This is a genomic window from Cellulomonas fengjieae (assembly GCF_018388465.1).
In the GTDB taxonomy this organism is placed as follows: Bacteria; Actinomycetota; Actinomycetes; order Actinomycetales; family Cellulomonadaceae; genus Cellulomonas; species Cellulomonas fengjieae.
The window spans coordinates 3,476,078-3,496,961 of sequence record NZ_CP074404.1 but is presented as its reverse complement, the minus strand read 5'-3'; the positions used below and the strand labels follow the sequence as shown (position 1 = coordinate 3,496,961).

17 protein-coding genes and 1 pseudogene are annotated in these 20,884 nt (G+C 67.0%); 7 read left to right on the top strand and 11 right to left on the bottom strand.

All coding sequences use genetic code 11. The features are described from left to right. The first annotated feature begins 5 nt into the window (after window positions 1-5). On the top strand, window positions 6-1,181 hold the full coding sequence (locus KG102_RS16155; RefSeq protein ID WP_208288096.1) for a hypothetical protein: 1,176 nt from the start codon (window positions 6-8) through the stop codon (window positions 1,179-1,181). Between the two features lie 99 nt (window positions 1,182-1,280). Here the strand turns inward: KG102_RS16155 and KG102_RS16150 are convergent, their stop codons facing one another. From KG102_RS16150 to KG102_RS16110, 10 genes and pseudogenes are all read right to left on the bottom strand, one after another. Continuing rightward, entirely contained in the window at window positions 1,281-4,469 is a 3,189-nt protein-coding gene (locus KG102_RS16150; RefSeq protein ID WP_208288097.1) for a type I restriction endonuclease subunit R, read from the bottom strand. Then, window positions 4,469-5,320: a restriction endonuclease subunit S gene (locus KG102_RS16145; RefSeq protein ID WP_208288098.1), complete on the bottom strand. Its 852-nt coding sequence runs from the start codon at window positions 5,318-5,320 to the stop codon at window positions 4,469-4,471. The genes KG102_RS16150 and KG102_RS16145 overlap by 1 nt, the downstream gene beginning before the upstream one ends. Before the next feature lie 461 nt (window positions 5,321-5,781). Next, a complete protein-coding gene (locus KG102_RS16140) occupies window positions 5,782-7,752 on the bottom strand; it encodes a type I restriction-modification system subunit M (RefSeq protein WP_208288099.1) in 1,971 nt (656 codons plus the stop codon). Between the two features lie 359 nt (window positions 7,753-8,111). Beyond that, window positions 8,112-8,507 carry a helix-turn-helix domain-containing protein gene (locus KG102_RS16135; protein ID WP_208288100.1) on the bottom strand — a complete coding sequence of 132 codons (396 nt, stop codon included), beginning with the start codon at window positions 8,505-8,507 and terminating at the stop codon, window positions 8,112-8,114. A 124-nt stretch (window positions 8,508-8,631) separates the two neighbouring features. Continuing rightward, complete coding sequence (locus tag KG102_RS16130) at window positions 8,632-8,976, bottom strand: hypothetical protein (protein ID WP_208288101.1); 345 nt, start codon at window positions 8,974-8,976, stop codon at window positions 8,632-8,634. Window positions 8,977-8,997: 21 nt separating this feature from the next. Then, window positions 8,998-10,056 carry a hypothetical protein gene (locus tag KG102_RS16125; protein ID WP_243883880.1) on the bottom strand — a complete coding sequence of 353 codons (1,059 nt, stop codon included), beginning with the start codon at window positions 10,054-10,056 and terminating at the stop codon, window positions 8,998-9,000. A gap of 183 nt (window positions 10,057-10,239) precedes the next feature. Continuing rightward, window positions 10,240-10,623: pseudogene (locus KG102_RS19055) on the bottom strand (TniQ family protein); the annotation flags it as partial. A gap of 43 nt (window positions 10,624-10,666) precedes the next feature. After that, entirely contained in the window at window positions 10,667-11,731 is a 1,065-nt protein-coding gene (locus tag KG102_RS16120; RefSeq protein ID WP_208288103.1) for an ATP-binding protein, read from the bottom strand. After that, entirely contained in the window at window positions 11,728-13,725 is a 1,998-nt protein-coding gene (locus tag KG102_RS16115; RefSeq protein ID WP_208288104.1) for a helix-turn-helix domain-containing protein, read from the bottom strand. Before KG102_RS16115 ends, KG102_RS16120 begins: the two co-directional genes overlap by 4 nt. Beyond that, window positions 13,722-14,363, bottom strand: a complete 642-nt coding sequence (locus tag KG102_RS16110; protein ID WP_213363005.1) for a TnsA-like heteromeric transposase endonuclease subunit — start codon at window positions 14,361-14,363, stop codon at window positions 13,722-13,724. Before KG102_RS16110 ends, KG102_RS16115 begins: the two co-directional genes overlap by 4 nt. Before the next feature lie 353 nt (window positions 14,364-14,716). Between KG102_RS16110 and dnaK the strand changes: the two genes are divergently transcribed. The 4 genes from dnaK to KG102_RS16090 all read left to right on the top strand — a co-directional run bounded on the left by dnaK (window position 14,717) and on the right by KG102_RS16090 (window position 18,648). Then, window positions 14,717-16,579: a molecular chaperone DnaK gene (gene dnaK, locus KG102_RS16105; protein WP_208212957.1), complete on the top strand. Its 1,863-nt coding sequence runs from the start codon at window positions 14,717-14,719 to the stop codon at window positions 16,577-16,579. Beyond that, on the top strand, window positions 16,576-17,139 hold the full coding sequence (grpE, locus tag KG102_RS16100) for a nucleotide exchange factor GrpE (protein WP_208212956.1): 564 nt from the start codon (window positions 16,576-16,578) through the stop codon (window positions 17,137-17,139). Before dnaK ends, grpE begins: the two co-directional genes overlap by 4 nt. A gap of 109 nt (window positions 17,140-17,248) precedes the next feature. Beyond that, a complete protein-coding gene (locus KG102_RS16095; protein WP_208212955.1) occupies window positions 17,249-18,211 on the top strand; it encodes a DnaJ C-terminal domain-containing protein in 963 nt (320 codons plus the stop codon). Window positions 18,212-18,213: 2 nt separating this feature from the next. After that, window positions 18,214-18,648: a heat shock protein transcriptional repressor HspR gene (locus KG102_RS16090; protein ID WP_208288106.1), complete on the top strand. Its 435-nt coding sequence runs from the start codon at window positions 18,214-18,216 to the stop codon at window positions 18,646-18,648. Window positions 18,649-18,713: 65 nt separating this feature from the next. Here the strand turns inward: KG102_RS16090 and KG102_RS16085 are convergent, their stop codons facing one another. Further along, window positions 18,714-19,145 carry an Rv0361 family membrane protein gene (locus tag KG102_RS16085; RefSeq protein WP_208288107.1) on the bottom strand — a complete coding sequence of 144 codons (432 nt, stop codon included), beginning with the start codon at window positions 19,143-19,145 and terminating at the stop codon, window positions 18,714-18,716. Between the two features lie 86 nt (window positions 19,146-19,231). Between KG102_RS16085 and KG102_RS16080 the strand changes: the two genes are divergently transcribed. Then, complete coding sequence (locus KG102_RS16080; protein ID WP_208288108.1) at window positions 19,232-20,104, top strand: hypothetical protein; 873 nt, start codon at window positions 19,232-19,234, stop codon at window positions 20,102-20,104. A 437-nt stretch (window positions 20,105-20,541) separates the two neighbouring features. Further along, window positions 20,542-20,787, top strand: a complete 246-nt coding sequence (gene nrdH, locus KG102_RS16075; RefSeq protein ID WP_208212951.1) for a glutaredoxin-like protein NrdH — start codon at window positions 20,542-20,544, stop codon at window positions 20,785-20,787. The last annotated feature ends 97 nt before the right edge of the window (window positions 20,788-20,884 follow it).

The following is a 20,884-nucleotide window of genomic DNA, read 5'->3' as shown; positions in this document are numbered from 1 at the left end:
GGTGCGTGGCAGTTCCCTCGTCCTGGGTGCAGACCCGGCATGCGCTAATGCTGGAGTTGGCTGCGCTACCTCGGGAGGGTGACCTCCTGCAGTGGCAGCGGCGTCTGGCTGACGCGATCATCGACGCGGAGAGTCCCCCGGCTGGCGTCGACCGGGCAGAAGCCAGGTGGCACAGACACCTGCTACGGGTGATTGCCGACGGGCTAGTGCATTCGCTGCTGCCCGAACACACCATTCGGTCGCTGTCACGTCACCCGGGCAAGCCAGCGTCCCTTTCGGCGCAGGGCGTGGATTTCGACTTCGTCTTTGAACAGGCGAACGGACTCTTGAGCTTGGGCCTGACCCCGATCATCAGTGACTTGACCACCCTCATTGGCGTTGGTGACATCGTCGGCTTGAGCGGTGACGGAGTGGTGGTGCTTGAGTGCAAGAACCGGCCTGTCCCGGCGCGGGAGGCGACGACCGGGCGGCTTGCCCGACAGCGGCGGCGTGGTGAACAGGTCGAGACCTATCTGACTGCCAGCCGAATCGACGAAGGCGACATCGTGCGGCAGGCATACGAAATGTCGCTGCCGACCCCTGACTGGGACGCGGTCGCCGACCTGCTCGACAGGTGCGATGCATCCCCGTCCGGTACCGCGGCGTACTCGCTCGGGCCAGCCGATACCCTCGTGGCCGCTATCTCCGATTCGACGCCGGAGCAGTTCATGGATGTCGTACCCAAGGGCGGGGAGGCGGCGCACACGGCGATTGCGTTCTACTCCGAACTGATCGAAACTGCGAGCTACCGTCTGATGGCGCCGTCCAGTTACCCGATTGGCGGTGAATACCGGTCGCGACTGCTTGAGGGTGCACTGCAATTGGTGAGGCTTGCCGACGTGGGCGGTCTCGCCGCGGAGTTCGACCACGACGGTTCGGTTGTCGCGCTGGTGCCGGAGCGGTCCAACGGACGGCTCGATTTGCGGATAGACATCGACGGGCAGGAGTTCTCCAAGTTCACCCATCAACTCGCGGAGTTTGGTTTGTGGATGCCGGTTCCTTTGGCGGCACTGCGGCAGACATTGATCGAGTTCGCCAGCGCGCTACTCGATGAGCGGGCCTCAGGGGTCGAGCTCAGTGACAGCCCTGGCCTCGCTCCGGGCGACAACTTTACGTACATGACGGTGTACCGACCGGATTGAGCGCTGGTCACCGTCTGCCCGAAGCTCCCCCGAGCGGCAGGTACCAAAGCAAAGCGCACGCACACCGAGACTACTTCTGGGCGGGTAGCGGGTCGGGATCTAGCTGGCCGGCGCGTTCAGCTGTGCGGCGACGGCAGCGTGGATCATGGCGCCGACCTCGACGATGACCTTGTGGGCGTCGGCGTGGCCGGAGGCGATGTAGTCGGCGATCGCGTTGTGGGAGTGCTGGTTGGCGAACACGGCGTCGACGACGGCGTCGCCGAGGTCGGGTGACTCGAGGAACTGGGCGCGGGAGTTGGCGCGTGCCTGGCCGACGAGGTCCTCGTCCTCGAGCAAGACGGCGCCGAGGGTGTCGACGAAGCCCTCGACCTGAGCGCGGGAGAACTCGGCACCGAACAGGTCGTTGAGTCGGTCGATGACGGCCTGGAACGCGACGAGCACGGGGTCGGGGGTGGTGCCGGAGCCGGCGGCGACGACGCCGCGCAGGCCGGTGCCGTCGCCGAGGCTGATGTCGAGCTGGTCGCCCTTGGTGTGCTTGATCTTCGTAAGCACGACGTCGGTCAGGTCGATGTCGGCGGTCACGGTAGTCGGGCGGATGTACCGCTCGAGCAGACGCAGGAAGATGGCGCGCTTCTCCAGCTGGGCGTCGGCGTAGTCGACGACCTGGCTCATGAAGTCGTAGAGCCGCACGAAGGTGCCGACGTCCTTGCGGAACTGGTCGAGAGCATCGATCTCGCTGGTGTCGTCGCGCTTGAGGGCGTCGGTGTACCGCTTGGCGAACTCGTCACGGGGCGGCTTGATGATCGCCGCGAGGGCATTGTTGCCAGCGCGGTTGAGCCAGGCTGTCGCGCAGGCGTCGACCTGGGCTTCGGTGAACACGGCGGCCTGATCGAGCTTGGCGGAGATGTCGTGGACGACGTTCGGGTCGGTCGTCGTCTCGAGGCGGGCGTCGGTGTAGTACGGCTCGAAGGACTTGCGGATCTCTTCGGGGTCGTTGACGAAGTCCAGGACGAACGTGACGTCCTTACGCTCACCGGATGGCGCCCGGTAGGTCCGGTTGAGGCGTGACAGGGTCTGCACTGCCAGCACGCCGGACAGGCGCTTGTCGACGTACATCGCGCACAGCAGGGGCTGGTCGAACCCGGTCTGGAACTTGTTGGCGACGAGCATGACCTTGTACTCGGGGCCGGCGAAGGCGGTGGCGATCTGGGAGCCGATCTTGGTCGGGTTCATCGAGGTCTCGGTGAACGGCTCGGGACCGGTCTCAGGGTCGTCCACCGACCCAGAGAACGCGACCAGCGTCCCGATGCCCGTGTAGCCGCGCTTGGCGATGTACGCGTCGATCTGCGTCTTGTACCGGACGGCCGCTTTGCGCGAGTCGGTGACCACCATCGCCTTGGCGTGCCCATCAAGCAGGTGGGCCACGTTCTCCCGGAAGTGCTCGACGATGATCGCGCACTTCTGGCTGATGTTCGTCGGGTGGAGCTTGACCCAGCGCATCAGGCCCTTGGTCGCCGCGGACTTGTCGACGAGCAGGTCCTTGACGGCCTCCTCGGGGACCGAAGGCTCGAGCTCGGCTTCCTCGGCGAGCCCGCTGTCCACCGCTGTGCGCGCGATCTGGAACGCGGTGTCGTAGGTCTGGTAGCCGCGCAGCACGTCGAGGATGAACTCCTCCTCGATGGCCTGCTTCATCGTGTACGTGTGGAACGGGTGCGGGATCCTGTCGGCGTCCGGGGTGCCGAAGAGCTCCAGCGTCTTGGCCTTCGGGGTCGCGGTGAATGCAAAGAACGACACGTTCGGCGTCGTCGCGCGGGCGGTCATCAACGCGGCGAGCTGGTCCTCAGCCGAGACCTCGCCGCCGTCGTCGAGGTCGGCCAGCTCGGCGTCCGACAGGATCTCGCGGATCTTGCCAGCCGTCGTGCCCGACTGCGACGAGTGCGCCTCGTCGGCAATCACGGCAAACCGCTTACCGGCCAGACCCTTGTTCTGCGCGATGGCGTCCATCGCGAACGGGAACGTCTGCAGGGTCACGACGACGATGAGCTTTCCGCCGGTCAGGGCGTCGGCCAGCGCCGACGACTTCGACCCGGCCTTGCGGGCCTCGGTCTCGTCGACCGTCGCGATGATGCCCTCGCCGCTTGCCGAGCCGGTGTCGGCCGAGTCGATCTGCCGTACGGCGACCTGGAGCTGGTCGTCGAGGACCGTGCGGTCGGTGACGACGATGACCGTGTCGAAGACCTTGTGGTCGTTCTCGTCGAAGAGCCGGGCCAGGCGGTGCGCGGTCCACGCGATCGAGTTCGTCTTGCCCGAGCCAGCCGAGTGCTGGATCAGGTAGCTTTGCCCGGCTCCGTGCTCGCGCGCGTGGGACACCATCGCCGTGACGGCCTCCCACTGGTGGTAGCGCGGGAACAGCAGCGTCGTGGACTTAGAGACCGCACCGCTGATCGGGTCGCGGGTCTGCTTGGTCTCCACGTGGCAGAACTTTCCCAGGATCATCAGCCAGTTGTCCCGGTCGAGCACCTTCTCCCACAGGTAGGAGGTCGCCGACCCGTGCGGGTTGGGCGCGTTGCCCTTGCCACCGTGCCCGTCGCCGGCGTTGAACGGCAAGAAGTACGTCTTGTCCCCATCCAGGTGCGTGGTCATCCACGCCTCCTCGTTGGACACCGCGAAGTGCACCAGCGCCCGGTTTCCGAACCCGAGCAGCGGCTGCACGTGCCCGCCGGGGTCCTTGGGCTGGCGTGCCTTCTTGTACTGCTCGATCGCCTCGGCGACGGACTGCGTGAAGTCCGTCTTCAGTTCCAGCGTCGCTACCGGCAACCCGTTGACGAACAGCACCAGGTCGAGCGACCGGTTGTCCTTGGTCGAGAAGTGCACCTGCCGCATCACGCGTACGCGGACCTTCGCGTAGTCCGCCAGCGTGGTCGCGTTCAGGCCGGTTGCCGGCCGGAACTGGCACATCCGCAGCGACGACGACACGTGCTTGAACCCGCGCCGCAGCACGTTCAACGTCCCGCCACCCTGGTCCACCGGGGTGTCCAGCACCTTGCACAACCGGTCCAGCAAACCTCTGCGTGCGCTCGACTCGTGCGCCGTCCCTGCCTTGACCGCCTTCGCGAACTCCTCTGGCTGCGTGTCCGCCAACCAGCCGAACACGTCCTCCGGAATGATCGCTCGTTCCCGGTCGTATATCGCGCCAGGCTCGTGGTCCGAGGATGAGTACGCCCATCCGTGCGCCGCGAGGTGCGCACAAAGCTCCGACTCGAACGGCTGCTCCTTGTAGTCCGCCATCACGCCACTTCCTCGGCCACACCCTCGCGTAGCCGCACGTTAAATTGGCCCGCAACTGCCGCCGCGATCAGCGCCGCGCGGCGCTCTGTGGCGAGCGCGATATGCTGCTCAGTCTCGTCGATCAGCCTGTCAATTCGCGCGGTCAACTGGTCCAAATGTGCTGCGATCTCGAACTGCTCATGATGCGGCGGCACCGGGACGCGAAGTGAACGAATGGTATCCTGATTGATATTCGGCTGGCCAGCACCAACCGCTCGAGCGATTAGGTGTTCGCGAGCGGCAAGCAGGACAAAATAAAAGAAACGGGCAGAGCCGCTCGTGCATTTCGCGAGCGCGCAACATGCTTGGTTCGTTGCTGCCGGGATCCCAAGGGTTCCGATTCTACCCACGGTCGCTCCATACATTGCGATGAGCAGGGAGCCTTGCGGGTAGACCTGAAGCGCGCTGAGATTCGCGACCGTTTGTAGCGAAACCGTCCTACGCGTTGCTGTGATCGTCGCCTCTCGCAGCTCGCTGGTCGTAACCCAAGCGACGTCTCCCGCTTCAGCGTCGAGTTGGTCCTCGTTGGCTGGCGTCGTCCCGCTGCCAATCTGACCGAAGACCCAGGACAGGCGTGACACTGTCCAGCTGACGGGTACGGAGGTGAGCCAACTGATACGCCCGTCGGGTCGAGCCTCGCCCCCTCTCAAGCCACTCGCCAGGACCGTCATGACAGCGGCGGTGCGCCGTTCGCGGAGGGTGGTGATGAGTTGGGTCTGCTTTGCGATCAGCGCGTCGATTCGCGACGTTTGCTCGTCGAGGAAGTCTGTAATTGCTCGCTGCTCGTCGGGCGGCGGAACGAACACTGGCATGCGCTTGACGTCAGCGAACCGAAGAGACTGTCTGACCCCAGCTCCCATGCCGTAGAAGACCTTGTTCGAGTCGTACGCTCGCATCAAGTATGCAAGGTACCGAGAACTAATGTCTCGAGGAGTGACTGCGAGGTAAGCCGAGGTGATGATGCCGCGCTCGTTCACGAGTGCCGTTCGGAGGCTCCGCTGATCGTTCTGTAGGTCGGTGAACCGAAATACTATGTCTCCAGGGTCCACAACTTGGTAAGTCTCGAACGACTCCGGGAGGAGTCCTTCCGCGGACTCAATATCTTTCCTGATTATACGCCCGTAGCTCAGTGAAAGTAGGTTGGACTCTTTCATGCCCAAGTTGGGTGCGAGGCGCTCGTCAATCACGGCGAAAAGGGGCGCCACTCGCCAATGCGCTGGGACCTGCTTGAGCCACAGAACTTCCTCATCCCGGTAACTTGCGTAGGGCCGCCTCACGCCTCGACCTCCGAGAGCAGGTTTAGGATCTGGGCGACGATCTTGTTGAGGTCGGCGTCGATCTCCGAAAGCGGCCGCGGCGGCATGTACGTGTAGAAGTGCCGGGTGAACGGGACCTCGTACCCGACCCTCGTCTTGGTCTGATCAACCCAGGCGTCGGGGACGTGGGGCAGGACCTCGGCAGCCATGTACGCCTCGATGACCGCGCTGGTGGCGCCCTCAGCGGCGGCGGTCTTGGGCGTGCTGTTCCACCCGAACGGGATGTTTTCTGTGTCGCGGAGCTTCGAATCCGGTTCCGGGTCGCCCTTGACGTCGCGGACCTCGTCGGCGGTCTCGTCACGTTCCCCGAGGGCGAGCCACAGGGACCGTCGCTGGGCAGTGGTCAGCCCGATGCCGTTCGAGCCGAGGTGCTTGCCCAGGTCGTGCATGAAGGCGTCACGGTTTCGGTAGACAAGCTCGCCGAACGTGGCGAGGACCTCAGCGAGACGATGGCGGTCGGTGCCCTTGAGCTTCGGGTCGTTGCTTACCCGCTCGACGCGCTCAGACGTGCAGGCGAAGTTCAGGCGCAGCGGGCGTTCAACCGTGATGCTCCAGTAGCCGAAGTCCTGAGTGTCGAAGATCTTCGAGGTCGCTCTCGGCTCGAACGCGGCGTAGTCGGCCAAGATCGCGGCGCGGTCGTCGTCGCTGATCTCGACCCGTTTGGAGCCCAGGGACTTGCGCATCTTGGTGGACCGCTTGGACCCGTCGATGAGCTGGACCTTGCCGGAGCGCTCGGGTGCCTTGGTGTTATCGAGCACCCAGACGTACGTGGAGATTCCTGTGTTGTAGAACATGTCAGTCGGCAGGGCGACGATCGCCTCGACCAGGTCGTTCTCGAGCAGCCAGCGCCGGATCTCGGACTGCCCCGATTCCGCACCTCCGTTGAACAGCGGCGACCCGTTCATCACTACGCCGACGCGGCCGCCGCCCTGGGACGCGGGGCGCATCTTGGATGCGAGGTGCATCAGGAAGAGCATCTGGCCGTCGCCGACACCGGGAAGCCCGGGGCCGAATCGACCGGCGAAGCCGCGCTTGTGCTCGTCGCGAACGGCCTTCTCGGATGCCTTCCAGTCCACGCCGTAGGGAGGATTGGCTAGGCAGTAGTCGAAGGTCTGGCCGGGGAACTGGTCGTCCGCGAGGGTGTCACCCATCTTGATGTTCTCGGGGTTCTGGCCCTTGGCGAGCAGATCCGACTTGCAGATCGCGTACGACTGGTCGTTGATCTCCTGCCCGTAGAGGGTCAGGCGGGCTTCGGGGTTCTGGGCCCGCAGGTGCTCCTCGGCGAGCGAGAGCATGCCGCCGGTGCCGGCCGTCGGGTCGTAGACCGTTCGCACAGCACCCTTCTCGAGCAGGGCATCGTTGTCTTCGGCGAACATCAGGTCCACGACGAGGCGTACCGCATCGCGAGGTGTGAAGTGATCGCCGGCCGTGGCGTTGGAAGCCTCAGCGAAACGGCGGATCAGGTCCTCGAACAGGTCGCCCATGTCGGAGTTAGAGATGACATCTGGGTGCAGGTCGACCTTGACGAACCGCTCCACCACGAGGAAGAGGCGGTCCTTCTCGGCGAGCTTGGCGATGACCTCGTCGAACTTGAAGCGGTCGAACACGTCGATCGCCGAGGAGAAGGAGTTGACGTACTCGGTGAGATTGGCCTGAAGGCCGTCGGGGTCCTTGAGCAACGTCGTCAGCGTGAACTTCGAGGTGTTGTAGAACCGCAGCCCGGTGGCCTGGCGCACCAACGAGGCCTGGCGCATCTCCGAGTCAACGCCCGCGATCAACTCGGCGACCTGTTCACGGTGCGGTTCGAGGATCGCGTCGAGCCGCCGAAGAATCGTCATCGGCAGTATCACCGACCCGTACTCGTGCTGTTGATACGGACCGCGCAACTGGTCCGCGATCGACCACACGAAACCGCTGAGCTTGCTCACTTGGTACGCCCTCGTCCCTCTGGCATGCCCTGGATGGCTTACACGAACCGGTAGCGATCGCCGCTGACCCATGGCGAGGCTACCGCCGCGACGTCGTCCCGTTCGTGACGTGCCGCCCGCCCGCCCGTTCCGTCGCCGAGCAAGAGATCGACCTGCTGGTGGGGTCTCTCGATGGGCGCGCCCTCGACGACGAACGGCGGCGTCGAACAGCGACTGCACCGCGAGGTGCACGTCACGACCATCTCGGCCGAGCGACGGGCGGACACCTCGGACACACTCACCCGCCACGTGCGCGATAACCCGCTCGTGTCGGCTGCGTAGTCAGGCCCCGAGTTGGCGGCCGTCCCGGTTCGTGTGCCCTAATCTGCGGCACCGGCGCGAGGGAGGCCGATGATCAGTTCGTCGACGCCGGTCCCCAGGGCTTCGGCAACGTCGAACAGCCGCTCGAACAGGACGCCGCGTCGACCGTGCTCGAGCTCGATCAAGATGTTGCGGCTCAATCCGCTTTCGAGCGCGAGGGCCTCCTGTGTCAGACCCGCGGCGAGCCTGAGCCGGCGGACGTTTGAGCCGACCTGCCGCCGGCTGCGAGCCCAGGCTTCGCGCCGTTCAGGTTCGACAGTCAGGGGATCCACCGGCACGTCTGTGATGTCATACGAGTAGGGCACGAATGTCTGCCCCGCTAGCAGGGCATGGAAGGCGGGCGTGTGGCAATGGCGGATGAAGCAGAGACGGCAGACCTCGAAGTTGCTATTCACCTGCCCGGCCCTCTGCCGCTTGGCGTGCTTCGACAGTTCGTGCGGGTAGCAGACTTCCTGGAGGCCCCCGACGGCCTCGATGTCGCCTTCGTGGACGGTGACGGCCGCCTGATCGGCCTCGGGATCATCGTTGCGCCTTCGGGATGAGGACGTCGTCGCGTGAGCGACCGAGCACGAAGTCCCAGTCCGCGCTCCCGTCGCCCAGCGTGTACGAGAGCGCCGCGAAGCTCGGGTGCGAACTGGTGATGCCGTGGAGAGCGGCGCCGGCCAGGACGCGTCGCACGACTTCGCCACTTTCCGAGTACCAGCTCCCGTTGCCATCACCCTTGACGTGCGTGATGCCGTCGAAGGTTCGCTCGGGTGACGGGCTCGTCGACCAGATCAGCCGCTCCATCGCATAGGCGACGTCGGAATCTTGTCCGCCGAACCCCGACATTGCCCGCCGTCGCCGTCGACCGGTGATGGCCACGGGGGCGCTACTGGCTGATCTTCAAGGTGGCAACCACGCCATTGGCTCCCCTTGGTCGTGGGGAAGTTGCTGGAAGCCGTCGTCGAGGAACTCCGCCCGATCGAGTCCGGAGGGCCACGGTGGCTGCAGTCCGTCGCTGACGGACATCGGGCAGAATCGTGGGTGCGAACCGGTGTAGGCGACCCATAAGGCGACTGAGGCCGCAACCTCTTCGGCCTCGTCCAACGCGATGCTTTGAAAGCTCGCAGCCTCGACGGCCGCCGCCCGAACCGTCGCGAGATCGCGCCCGACGGCAACGCGATGCGAGTAGTCGATCGGGGGAGGAGCCGCCTCGAGGCGGGAGAACAGCCGCTCAAGATCAGCAGTCAGTCGTTCGAGCTCGTTGCGCGTGCGGTTGCTCAGAGTCTTCGCGATCCGGTCGGCAAGCCACGACGGCAGCCCGAGATCGAGCGCGATCGCCCGCAACGGGACGCTCGACCCGACCTTGGAGAGTGCCAGCGACAGTGCCGCCCGGCCGCAGCTGTCGTCGACGCTGACGTGGTCGGTCAGTTCGCCAGCCCACAGCGCCGGCGGGACCCATCCCCTGGCGGGCCACGTGCCCTCCGTCAGGCGGCGGGGACCATCGCGGCGCTCGGTCCTCACAGGAGGTCGCGGGCATCCGGAGGCGGTGCGGAACATGAGCTGCTGCCCGAGCGACAGGTGCGGTGCCAGGGACGCGAGGCGTAGCGAAACGAGCAGGGCATTTCGCGGGTGGTAGTCGTGTTCCTTGGGCGCAATCGGCGTGTGGGTACCGACGGGATCAAGAACACCATGACGCGCCGCGATGGCCTCGACGGCCTCTGGGGAGGCGGCTGTCATGACCTGCGACGCGACATCGATGGCCGTGACGAGCTCACGCGAACTGGCATGCGCCCATCTGTTCGCCGGTACCTGTTCGTCGATCAATTCCAACAACGCATGGGCGTACTCGGTAGACGTCGTCATCCACTGCCACAGCGCAGTCGGGCCACCCGGATCGCGAGCGGCAGCTTCCAGCGCCTGATCGAGGTGCTCGGCCGCGTCAAGCTGAGCGTCGCTCACCACGGATGTCCCGCCGGCCCGCAGGTCCGTTCTGCACCACTCGCGGCGAGTCCGGTGGATGCGGACGTCGTCGTCGCGTCGCGACGGGCACATCCACGCCGGTGCGATCCGCTGCGACCACGAGGAGTGCGGGCCGAACGGTCGCTTACCGCACGTTGGGCAGACGTCGACCAATAGAACCCGGTGACGTCGGCACACGAGGCGCAAGGGCTCGGTCCACTCCGTGCGCCAGAAGGGGTCAGGATCGCCTAGACAGAGTGGGCAGAACGACGCGCCCTGCCGACTCCGTCGCATTCGGCCGTAGGTGGCGGCCCACCGGTCGACCTCCATCTCCCGGTAGGTAGGTGATGCAGGAGGGGCCTGGACTCGAAGAAGCAGCGCCACTGAAGGGGCCAGTTGCCCGGCGGTCAACGACGTCAATCTGACGGACGGGTCCTTGGCGAGCCGCGCGACCGTCGAGGGCGGAACTCCGTAGCGAGCTCCGACACGCGACAGCCAGGACTGCGGCAGTTCATTGTCGTAGGGAGGCACCGCGATCGGCCACTGATTGACGTCGTATCCCGCCATCGTGACACGCAGTCGCGGACGGTCATCTGAGCGCGTAGCGCGGTCAGCGTGCTGCGCTGCGAGTCGCGGCATTGTCCATAACCACCGCGGCCAGGATGTCCGCGTCAATAGTCTCGGCGCCCTTGGTAATCGCCAGGAGGCAGGCGCCGTCGATGAGGTTGGTCAGCGAGCCGATGTTGCCCTGAGTGCGGCGAAAGATCTCCCGGGCGTGGTCAGTGAGCATCCCCGGGCGGGCCTCGGCTAGCACGATGCCGCCCTCGAGAGCCCGCAGCGTCTTAATCCACATCGCGTGGCTCGCGTCGCTGTCGAGGCTGAACGCAGACAGAGTGCAGCGCGTTGCCCGCCTGCTGGTCTGCGCATAGATCGCCTGCTCGCCAGCGAGCCCGTCATCGAAGAACCCCCTCTCGGCGAGATTGATCCCGACGTACATGAAAGTCACCGGCATCTCGTTGGCCAGCCACTTCAGGTGGTTGGACACCTCGATCCCGTGCCGGTGTCGGAAGTCGATGAAGTGCAGCTCATCGAGCACGATCAATCGGGTCTGGCACGACAGGACGCAGTCAACCGCGAACGACCCCAGCGACGATGTCGATGACCTCGCCGCGGCTGGGTGCCCGTAGAACTCGAGGATCTTCTGGTTCAATCCCTTGAGGGTCATCCCGGCAGAGAGGGGGATGAAGGCGACTGGCCATCTCTGATGACCCTCCGCCGTTAGCGCACCCTCGCGCCGGCAGATGCGCCGATGCAGATCCCGCCCAAATTGCTGGGCGGTCGTTGACTTGCCACGACCGGCGTCGGCGCTCACCACCACGGATCCGCGCTGCCGGTCGCCGTCACGACGTCCCGAGGCCAGCACCTGCTCGAAGACGGCGTACGCGGCGAGCAGCTGCGGTGTTTGCACCGTAGGCAGGTTCGCGTTCCACACGATCCGTGCCTCGTTGTAGTCCTCCAGCTCCTCTTCGTCGAGCGCCGCAATCTGGCGGCGATCCAGGCGCTCCAAAGGCTCGCGCGGAGCCGCGTTCACGAACGCATCCCAACCCGCCTTGCGAGCCATGTCGAACCGCGTGGTGCCGTTGCGCCTCAGCCACTCCGCCCATCGGTTCGTCACTCGTCGAACACCTCTAGCGACTCGAGGTGGGCATACCGCTCGAACACGTCCAGATCGTCCGCCGGCTGTTGACGAGCCGCACGACGTTCCAGCAGATCGATGACTCCAGGCAGTGCCGCGACCTGCCGCGCATCGCCTTGGGCGTCCTGCGCCGGCTGGGACGCGAGGCGACGGGCAAGGCTCTGGTGGCGGCGCGTCGTCACTTCACCGCGCTGCCACGAGGCGAGCAGCTCATAGACGGCTGCCGAGGGGTTGTCGACGTGGATGCCCTGGAGTGCAACCTTCTTCGCGTAGTCGACGGCGTCGAGGCTGAAGGGTGCGTCGAGAGAAGGTGCGTGCTCCCATGTCAGCTCGTGCCACGAGTCATCGACGGGATCTCGGAACCACACGTGCCGCACGTCGTGCGTGTCCACGTGCAGAGGCCACTTGCCCGCGTAGGCACCGCCGTACGCAGACCGCAGATTGCGGTACGGGTTGAGGGCTTCACCGTCGTAGCGCAAGCCGTTGACCTCGACCCCGTAGTGCTGAATGGTCCGCCACTTCACATCAAGGAACTCGAACGCCAGGTCGCGTGCGGAGGGCAGCACCAGGCCTCCCATACGGGCCAGGCCGACCTCGAACATCTGCGCCGGCGTGAACCGAGCCCGCGGGAGCTCGGCGACCGCCAGCCCGTCGTGCAGCGAGTGGTGGTAGACCGTCGCAACCCACTCGCGGATGATCTGCTCCAACTCCGCGACGTAGTAGAAAGCTCCGTCCTCGACGTCCTTGCCGCGCGAGTAAACGTCGGGTCCTTTGTAGCCGGACAGGTGCTGCAACAGGGACAGGCGCAACGTGCCGAAGAACCGCTCCAGAGTTGGTTTGTCCGTCGGCTTGTCCTTGATCGCCGGCTGCACGCAGATCCCCAGACGAGCGCATGCGCCGATCACGTGCGCCGATAGGTACTGCTTGCCGTGGTCCGTGACGATGGTGTCCGGGATGATCGCTGGCAGTCCTCCGCGCCGCTGCTGGTGCACACCGTCGGGCTCCTCGGTGCCGACGAGCACGTTCGATGGCACCCCGTGGTACGGCCATGGCTCTCGGCCGTCACTCTGTGGCAGCACGCACTGGAACAGCACGTTCGCCACGTCGACGGCTTTCGTCGACACCGGAGTCAGGCGCAGCCCGAGGATGCAGCGAGAGAAGAGGTCCATCGCAACCGTCAGCTGCACCGGCACCCATCGCCGCGTCACCGGCTCCATCGCGAACACGTCGAGCGAGTTCGTGTCGAGCACGACGTACTCGCCGGGGCGGTCAGCACGAAGCCGGCCGAGCACCCCGTTGGGCCGCTTCGCCACAGAGCGACGAGATTTCGCCGACCTAAACGTGTGCCGCCCCTTGCTCAGCGAATCGACTCGCCTGTACGCCGTCGCGCGAGACGGCAGTTCGACGTCGGATCCATGCACGGAAACGACCTGCCGGTTCGTCTCGTCGATCACCGCCAACACGGAAGGCGTCGACGCATTGGTGTAACTCCTCAGGACGGCGACGAGCACGGCATCCCATCGCGGATCGACGTTGGCCGACCGCTTTCCGGCCCAACGCCCGTCCACCAACCCGTCGATGCCGGCGCGCTGATAGGCAGCGACGCGGCGCCTCACGGTACGAACGTCAACACCAAGCTCGTCGGCGGCCCGAGCGACTCGCGAGCCCAAACTCCCCTCGCCATCGACGACGCCTGCGATCGCACGAGCCTCCGCTTCAACGACGCGCCGAGCTGACGCAGGAAGCGCATCGAGCGCGACCGACCCAAGTACCGCCGGAAGGTCTGACCGGGCATGCTCGTCGTTGTTCAGATGGCGCGATCCGTCGATGAGCGACTCCGCCACGACACGGACAACCTCGAGGTCGCGACGGAGGACGACATCCCTTGCGCTGACTGCTTCGACCTGCCAGACCGCTCCACTCCACCAGACGCGGCCACCCGGTCGGATCTCGAACGTCCCCGCCTGGCTCATACCGGCACCACCTCGGTGAGTGCAGAGATCGGACGGGTCATGTCGCAGCGAAGCTGTCCACGCCACATCGCGGCGAAGACCGCGGCGCGCGGAGGTGCACTGGTCTCGGCAGCAAGCTGACGTTCCAGGTGGCCGATCTGGGTGCCCTCCTCCGAACAGAGATGCACAGCCGCCTCGATGTCTCCGTCGGCGACCAAGCCCGGCCTGCGGGCCGACGCCAGGAGTCGCACGTTCCGCAACTGTTCCCGCGGCGCGCCCGACCACACCGAGTACGCCAGAGCGGCGTCGCCGAACACCCGCGCCGTCCACGCCAACGATGCGCGGACATCGTCGTCCTCGAGCATGTCGACTGGCTTCACATCGACGACGAGCGCGCGACCGTCTGCGTGAAGCGCTGCGAAGTCCGGATACCGCACCCTGGTGCGACTCCCGTCAAGGCCCGTCACCCTCATCGGTTGGGCCGCCAGCCGCACCACGCACGGATCGAAGTCCGCGAGCCAGAGCCATGACAACTCAAGCAGACTTTCGTATACGACGTGAGCTTGGTTCGTCGTCGACCAGAACAGGCCAGGGTAGTGGCGCTGGCCTGCGTAGGACGGGGGGATGCGGACGGGGACCCCATGCGCCACGAGGGACATGTCGACTGCTGAGAGGTCGGCTTCGAGCTCGCGCCCCTCAGCTGTCACGTACGCGGCTCGAGCCGCGCTCGGTCCCACGAAGATGAGCATCCTCCGTGGACAACTCGGTGAGATTCGGACACGCCGTGGACAAGTACGTGAGATTTGGACAACTCAGATGAGATCCCACAGATGCGAACGGTAAGAGGCTGGACGCGCTCGGGAATGCACCGAACCGACCCAGGGTTGAGCCCAATAGACTCAAGTTCGACTGCTAAGCGTTTGCGCCGGCCACGCTCCGGCCGCAGACTTGAGCCAGCCGGACTCAAGACCGAGACCTAGAACCCACGCACGACACGAAAGAAGGAACACACATGGCACGAGCAGTCGGCATCGACCTCGGCACGACCAACTCCGTGGTCGCCGTCCTCGAGGGTGGCGAGCCCACCGTCATCGCGAACGCCGAGGGGTCGCGCACGACGCCGTCGGTGGTGGCGTTCTCCAAGACCGGTGAGGTCCTCGTCGGCGAGATCGCCAAGCGCCAGGCGGTCACCAACGTCGACCGCACGATCACGTCCGTCAAGCGCCACATGGGCACGGACTGGTCCGTCACGATCGACGACAAGAAGTACACCGCGCAGGAGATCAGCGCGCGGGTGCTGTCCAAGCTGAAGCGGGACGCGGAGGCCTACCTGGGCGAGCCCGTCACCGAGGCCGTCATCACCGTCCCGGCGTACTTCAACGACGCCGAGCGCCAGGCCACCAAGGACGCGGGCGCCATCGCGGGCCTGAACGTCCTGCGCATCATCAACGAGCCCACCGCGGCCGCCCTGGCCTACGGCCTGGAGCGCGGCAAGGAGGACGAGCTCATCCTCGTCTTCGACCTCGGTGGTGGCACGTTCGACGTCTCCCTGCTCGAGGTGGGCAAGGACGACGACGGCTTCTCGACGATCGAGGTCCGCGCGACCTCCGGTGACAACCGGCTGGGTGGCGACGACTGGGACAACCGGATCGTCGACTTCCTCGTCTCCGAGGTGAAGAACTCCACGGGCGTCGACCTGGCCAAGGACAAGATCGCCGTGCAGCGTCTGCGCGAGGCGGCCGAGCAGGCCAAGAAGGAGCTCTCGTCCGCGACGAGCACCAACATCTCGCTGCAGTACCTGTCGATGAGCGAGAACGGCCCGGTCCACCTGGACACCAAGCTCACGCGCGCGCAGTTCCAGCAGATGACGCAGGACCTGCTCGACCGCACCAAGGCGCCGTTCCAGTCGGTCATCCGCGACGCGGGCATCAAGCTCTCCGAGATCGACCACGTGGTCCTCGTCGGCGGCTCGACCCGTATGCCCGCGGTCACCGAGGTGGTCAAGGAGCTCACGGGCGGCAAGGAGCCCAACAAGGGTGTCAACCCGGACGAGGTCGTCGCCGTCGGTGCCGCGCTGCAGGCCGGTGTCATGAAGGGCGACCGCAAGGACGTCCTGCTCATCGACGTCACCCCGCTGAGCCTCGGCATCGAGACCAAGGGCGGCGTGATGACCAAGCTCATCGAGCGCAACACGGCCATCCCCACCAAGCGGTCGGAGATCTTCTCCACGGCCGAGGACAACCAGCCGTCCGTGCTGATCCAGGTGTTCCAGGGCGAGCGCGAGTTCGCGCGGGACAACAAGCCGCTCGGCACGTTCGAGCTGACCGGCATCGCGCCGGCTCCGCGTGGTGTGCCGCAGATCGAGGTCACGTTCGACATCGACGCCAACGGCATCGTGCACGTGTCCGCCAAGGACCGCGGCACCAACAAGGAGCAGTCGATGACGATCACCGGCGGCTCGGCCCTCCCCAAGGAGGACATCGAGCGCATGGTGCGCGAGGCCGAGGAGCACGCTGCCGAGGACAAGGCGCGTCGCGAGGAGGCCGAGACCCGCAACACGGCCGAGCAGCTGGTCTACTCGACCGAGAAGCTGCTGGTCGACAACGCGGACAAGCTGCCCGAGGAGGTCAAGACCGAGGTGCAGGCCGCGGTGACCGAGCTCAAGACGGCGCTCGAGGGCTCCGACGTGGCCGAGGTCAAGGCCAAGCACTCGGCTCTGCTCGCGGCGAGCCAGAAGATCGGCGAGGCGCTGTACTCGGCCGAGAACATGGGCACCGCGACGCCGGCCGACGAGACGCCCGCGGCGGACGCCACGTCCGACGAGGACGTCGTCGACGCCGAGATCGTGGACGACGAGGGTGAGGTCCGCAAGTGACCACAACCCCATCCGAGGAGCCGGGCGACGAGCGGACGCCTGAGGAGCAGGTGCTCGCCGACGCCGAGTCCATCGCGGCCTCGGCCGAGGAGGAGGTCGTCCTCGAGGGTCTCGTCGCCGCGGAGAAGCTCGCGGCCGAGCGGCTCGAGGAGCTGCAGCGGTCGCAGGCGGCGTACTACAACCTCGAGCAGCAGTACTCCGGGTTCGTGAAGCGGTCCAAGGCCGAGTCCCTGGCCGCTCACGAACGGGGGGTGCACACGATCGTCGAGGCGCTCATCCCGGTGCTGGACGACATCGAGCTGGCTCGCCAGCACGGTGACCTCACGGGTCCGTTCGCGGCGATCGCGGAGAAGCTCGAGGGCACGCTCGCCCGGTTCGGCGTCGTCCGCTACGGCGAGGCCGGCGAGGCGTTCGACCCCGCGGTGCACGAGGCGCTCATGCACTCGCACTCCGCGGACGTGACCGAGGCCACCGTGCAGACGGTGCTGCAGCCGGGGTACCGCACCCCGGAGCGCATCCTGCGGGCGGCGCGCGTCGCCGTGGTGGACCCCGAGGCGTAAGAAGCCCAGTACCGTCCGAGGATCCACGGGTTCCGACCCGTGGATCCTCGGACACCCCAGCACGAGGCACGACGAAGACGACGAAGAACGAGACGAAGGAAGGAGCGGCGTGACCGGACAGGACTGGCTCGAGAAGGACTTCTACTCGGTCCTCGGCGTCCCCAAGGATGCCGACGCCGCGACCATCAAGAAGGCGTACCGCAAGCTCGCCCGCAAGGAGCACCCCGACCACAACCCCGGTGACCCCAAGGCCGAGGCCCGGTTCAAGGACGTCGGCGAGGCGTACGCGGTGCTGTCCGACCCGGAGCAGCGCAGCCAGTACGACCAGCTGCGCGCCATGGCGGGCGGCCCGCGGTTCACGGCGGGCGGACGCGGCGGCGCCGGGTTCGAGGACGTGTTCGGCGGCATGTTCGGCGGTCAGCAGGGTGGCGGACGCGTCCGGTACACCAACGCCCCCGGCGGAGCCGCCGGGTTCGAGGACATCCTCGGCGGGCTCTTCGGCAACGCCGGTGGGTTCTCGCAGGGACCGCAGCAGGGGGCCGACCTGGCCACCAGCGCGACCCTGCCGTTCCGGCAGGCGGTCGAGGGGTCGACGGTCTCGCTCACCGTCGAGGGCCGCACGATCAACGCCCGCATCCCGGCGGGCGTGCGCGACGGTCAGAAGATCCGGCTGCGCGGCAAGGGGCGGCCGGGTGCCAACGGCGGTCCCGCCGGCGACCTCGTCATCACCGTGCGCGTGTCGCCGCACCCCGTCTTCTCGCTGGACGGCGACAACCTGCGCATCACGGTGCCCGTGGCCTTCGACGAGGCCGCGCTGGGCGCCACCATCGAGGTGCCCACGCTCGACGGGTCGACCGTGCGCGTGCGCGTCCCGGAGGGCACCCCGTCGGGTCGCGTGCTGCGCGTCAAGGGCAAGGGCGTTCCCGGGAGCAAGGGTGACCTGCTGATCACCGTCCAGGTGGTCGTCCCGCAGCGGCTCAACGCCGCGGCGCGGGAGGCCGTCCAGGCCTTCGGCATCGCCACCTCCGGACAGGACGTGCGGGCCGACCTGCTCGCCGCGGCGAGGAAGTAGCCATGCCTGCCGAGGACGCGAAGGTCTACGTCATCTCGGTCGCCGCGGAGATGGCCGGCATGCACCCGCAGACCCTGCGGCAGTACGACCGACTGGGCCTGGTCAGCCCGAGCCGGACGAGCGGCCGCGGCCGGCGGTACTCGCTGCGCGACATCGCCACGCTGCGGGAGGTGCAGCGGCTGTCCCAGGACGAGGGTGTGAACCTCGCCGGCATCAAGCGGATCCTCGAGCTCGAGGGTGAGGTCGAGGGCCTGAGGCGGCAGGTCGAGTACCTGCGGGCGTTCGTCGACCCCGGTCGCCGCATCTTCACGGCCGACCCCCGCGGCGACGTCGTCGCGGTCAACCGCGTGCCCGGGCGCAACCGTCGGCCCAGGACCCCGGAGGACCGCGGCGCGGTCGTCCTGTGGAAGCCCGACCTCAAGCCCAACCGCAACTGACCCCGCCGTCCGCACGCGGTCGGACCTTGTCGTGGGCGGGTCCGGCGGGAGGGTGGGGCCGACACTCACTGCTCGGCGGGCGCGCACACGGTCCAGCGGTCGTCCTCCTGCCGGAACCAGAGCGTGATCGTCGGCTGCCCGGATCGGGCCACCCGCGCACTGGCCACGCCACCGGTGACGCGGATCTCGGACGTCCGCACCGGTCGCGGCGACGGGGGATCGGCGACGCCGCCGTCGTTGGCCGGGTCGTAGTCGTCGTCCTCGGTGATCGCTGAGGCCTCCTCGTCGCACAGCAGCGCGATGACGGCGGCCTGGTCCTCGCGGTCCACGGCCCGCGCGAAGTCCTCGACCACGGCACGGATCTGCGCCTCGTCGCCGAACGCGCGGCGGAGGATGCCGGGCAGCACCACCGCGGCCGCGACGACCAGGACGACGGCGGCCGCGGCGACCACCCACGGCCAGCGGCGTCGGCGTGGCGGGTCGGGTGGTGGCGACATGTGCGTCTCCCCTCGGACGGCGGTCCCGGTGTATCAGATCGACGGGAACCGCCACAATCTGGTACTTCTCGACCATGGGGCAGGCGATGGTTGCGCGCGTCCGTTCGGTGGTCGCCACCGTGCTCGCGACGGTGCTGGTGCTTGCCGCCCCGGCGGCGCCCACGACGGCGGCGCCGACCGACGTCTGCGCCCCGCTCATCGCGGCGTTCGAGGCCGTGCGCCAGCGGATCGTGGTGCACAACGCGCAGCCCAACGTCTTCGACCAGAACCAGACGGCGGCGCTGGCCGCCTACAACGCCGAGGCGGCCCAGCTCACCGCCGAGCAGGCCTCCGCGCAGGCCAACGCGCAGGCATGCGTCGACGCCATGAGCTCGCTCGCGTCCGGGAACTCGACGCTCGACGTCAACCCTCCCCCCGAGCGGCTGCTCGCCACGCTGCAGAACGCCAAGGACAAGATCCCGAACGGCTTCGTCCCACCGGCGCCGCCCGTCGTCGGCAAGAACTGGCGGGTGCCCAAGAACTCGCCGCCGCGGGACCTGTACGACGCGCTGCGGGCCGACAACCCGGGGAACCTGGGCAACGCGGTCCTGCAGGGCAGCCCCCGGCCGGTCGTCGGTGGGCAGGACCCGGCGTACCCGAACCTCGTCTTCGGTGCCAACAAGAAGGGTGCGTCCGCCGCGTCGCCGGACCACATCGTCCCGATCGCGGAGCAGCTCAACATGCCGGGCTTTCTCCAGCTGCCGCCCGAGTACATGTACGTCGTCACGCGCTCACCCGTGAACTTCCAGTGGCTCTCGTGGAAGGCCAACCTGTCCAAGCAGTCCCGCAGCGTGGCGGGGATGTCCGGCGTGGACCCGGCGTGGCAGGCGGCACAGGTGCAGCTCGAGGCGCAGACGCGGGCGTCCCTGGAGGCGGCGATCGCCCGGCTGCTCGCGAGCCGGCCCCCGACCACGCCCTGAGGGCCGACCGTCATCCGTTCGAGTGCATCGTCACGGCGACGCGGGCGTGTCGTGCGAGGCATTCCCGACGAACCGGACAGCCCGGGTGTGCACTGCCGTGTGGAGCACCCTGTGGGCGCCGGACGGCCCCCTGTGGACGCCTGTGCACGACCGCGCATAGGCGCTGGTCGGGGGCCGTGTCAGTGGTCGCCGATAGCCTTGAAGTTCTCCACAGGGTGAAGAATGACACACCTGTCACTACAACCCCTAGTGGTCCATTGCTTGTGGGACCCCTAGGTGTAGTGTCTAGTAACGACGCAGTGCAGAGATCGCAGGACGGGTTCTCGGCCCCGCGTCCAGGCTCGGAGACGGGCCCACCAGCGCACGAACAGCACACGAACAGCTTCGCGAACGCTCCCCGGGGAGTGTGCCGCAGACAGAACAACCGGGAGCCCACCATGACGATCACGGTCTACAGCAAGCCGGCGTGCGTGCAGTGCACCGCGACCTACCGCGCACTCGACAAGCTCGCCGCCGAGTACACGGTGGTGGACATCAGCGAGGACGCCGACGCGCGCGACTACGTCATGTCGCTCGGTCACCTGCAGGCGCCCGTCGTGATCGTCGACGGCGAGCACTGGTCGGGCTACCGCCCCGACCGCATCAAGGCGCTGGCCGACCGTATGGCCACGGCCGTCGCCTGAGCGGACGCCCCGGGCCGGCGCCGGTCTCGACGCCGCGCCGGTTCGGCGGGCGCTCCGCCCGGTTCCACCGAGCGACCCGAGCGTGAAGGGACAGGAC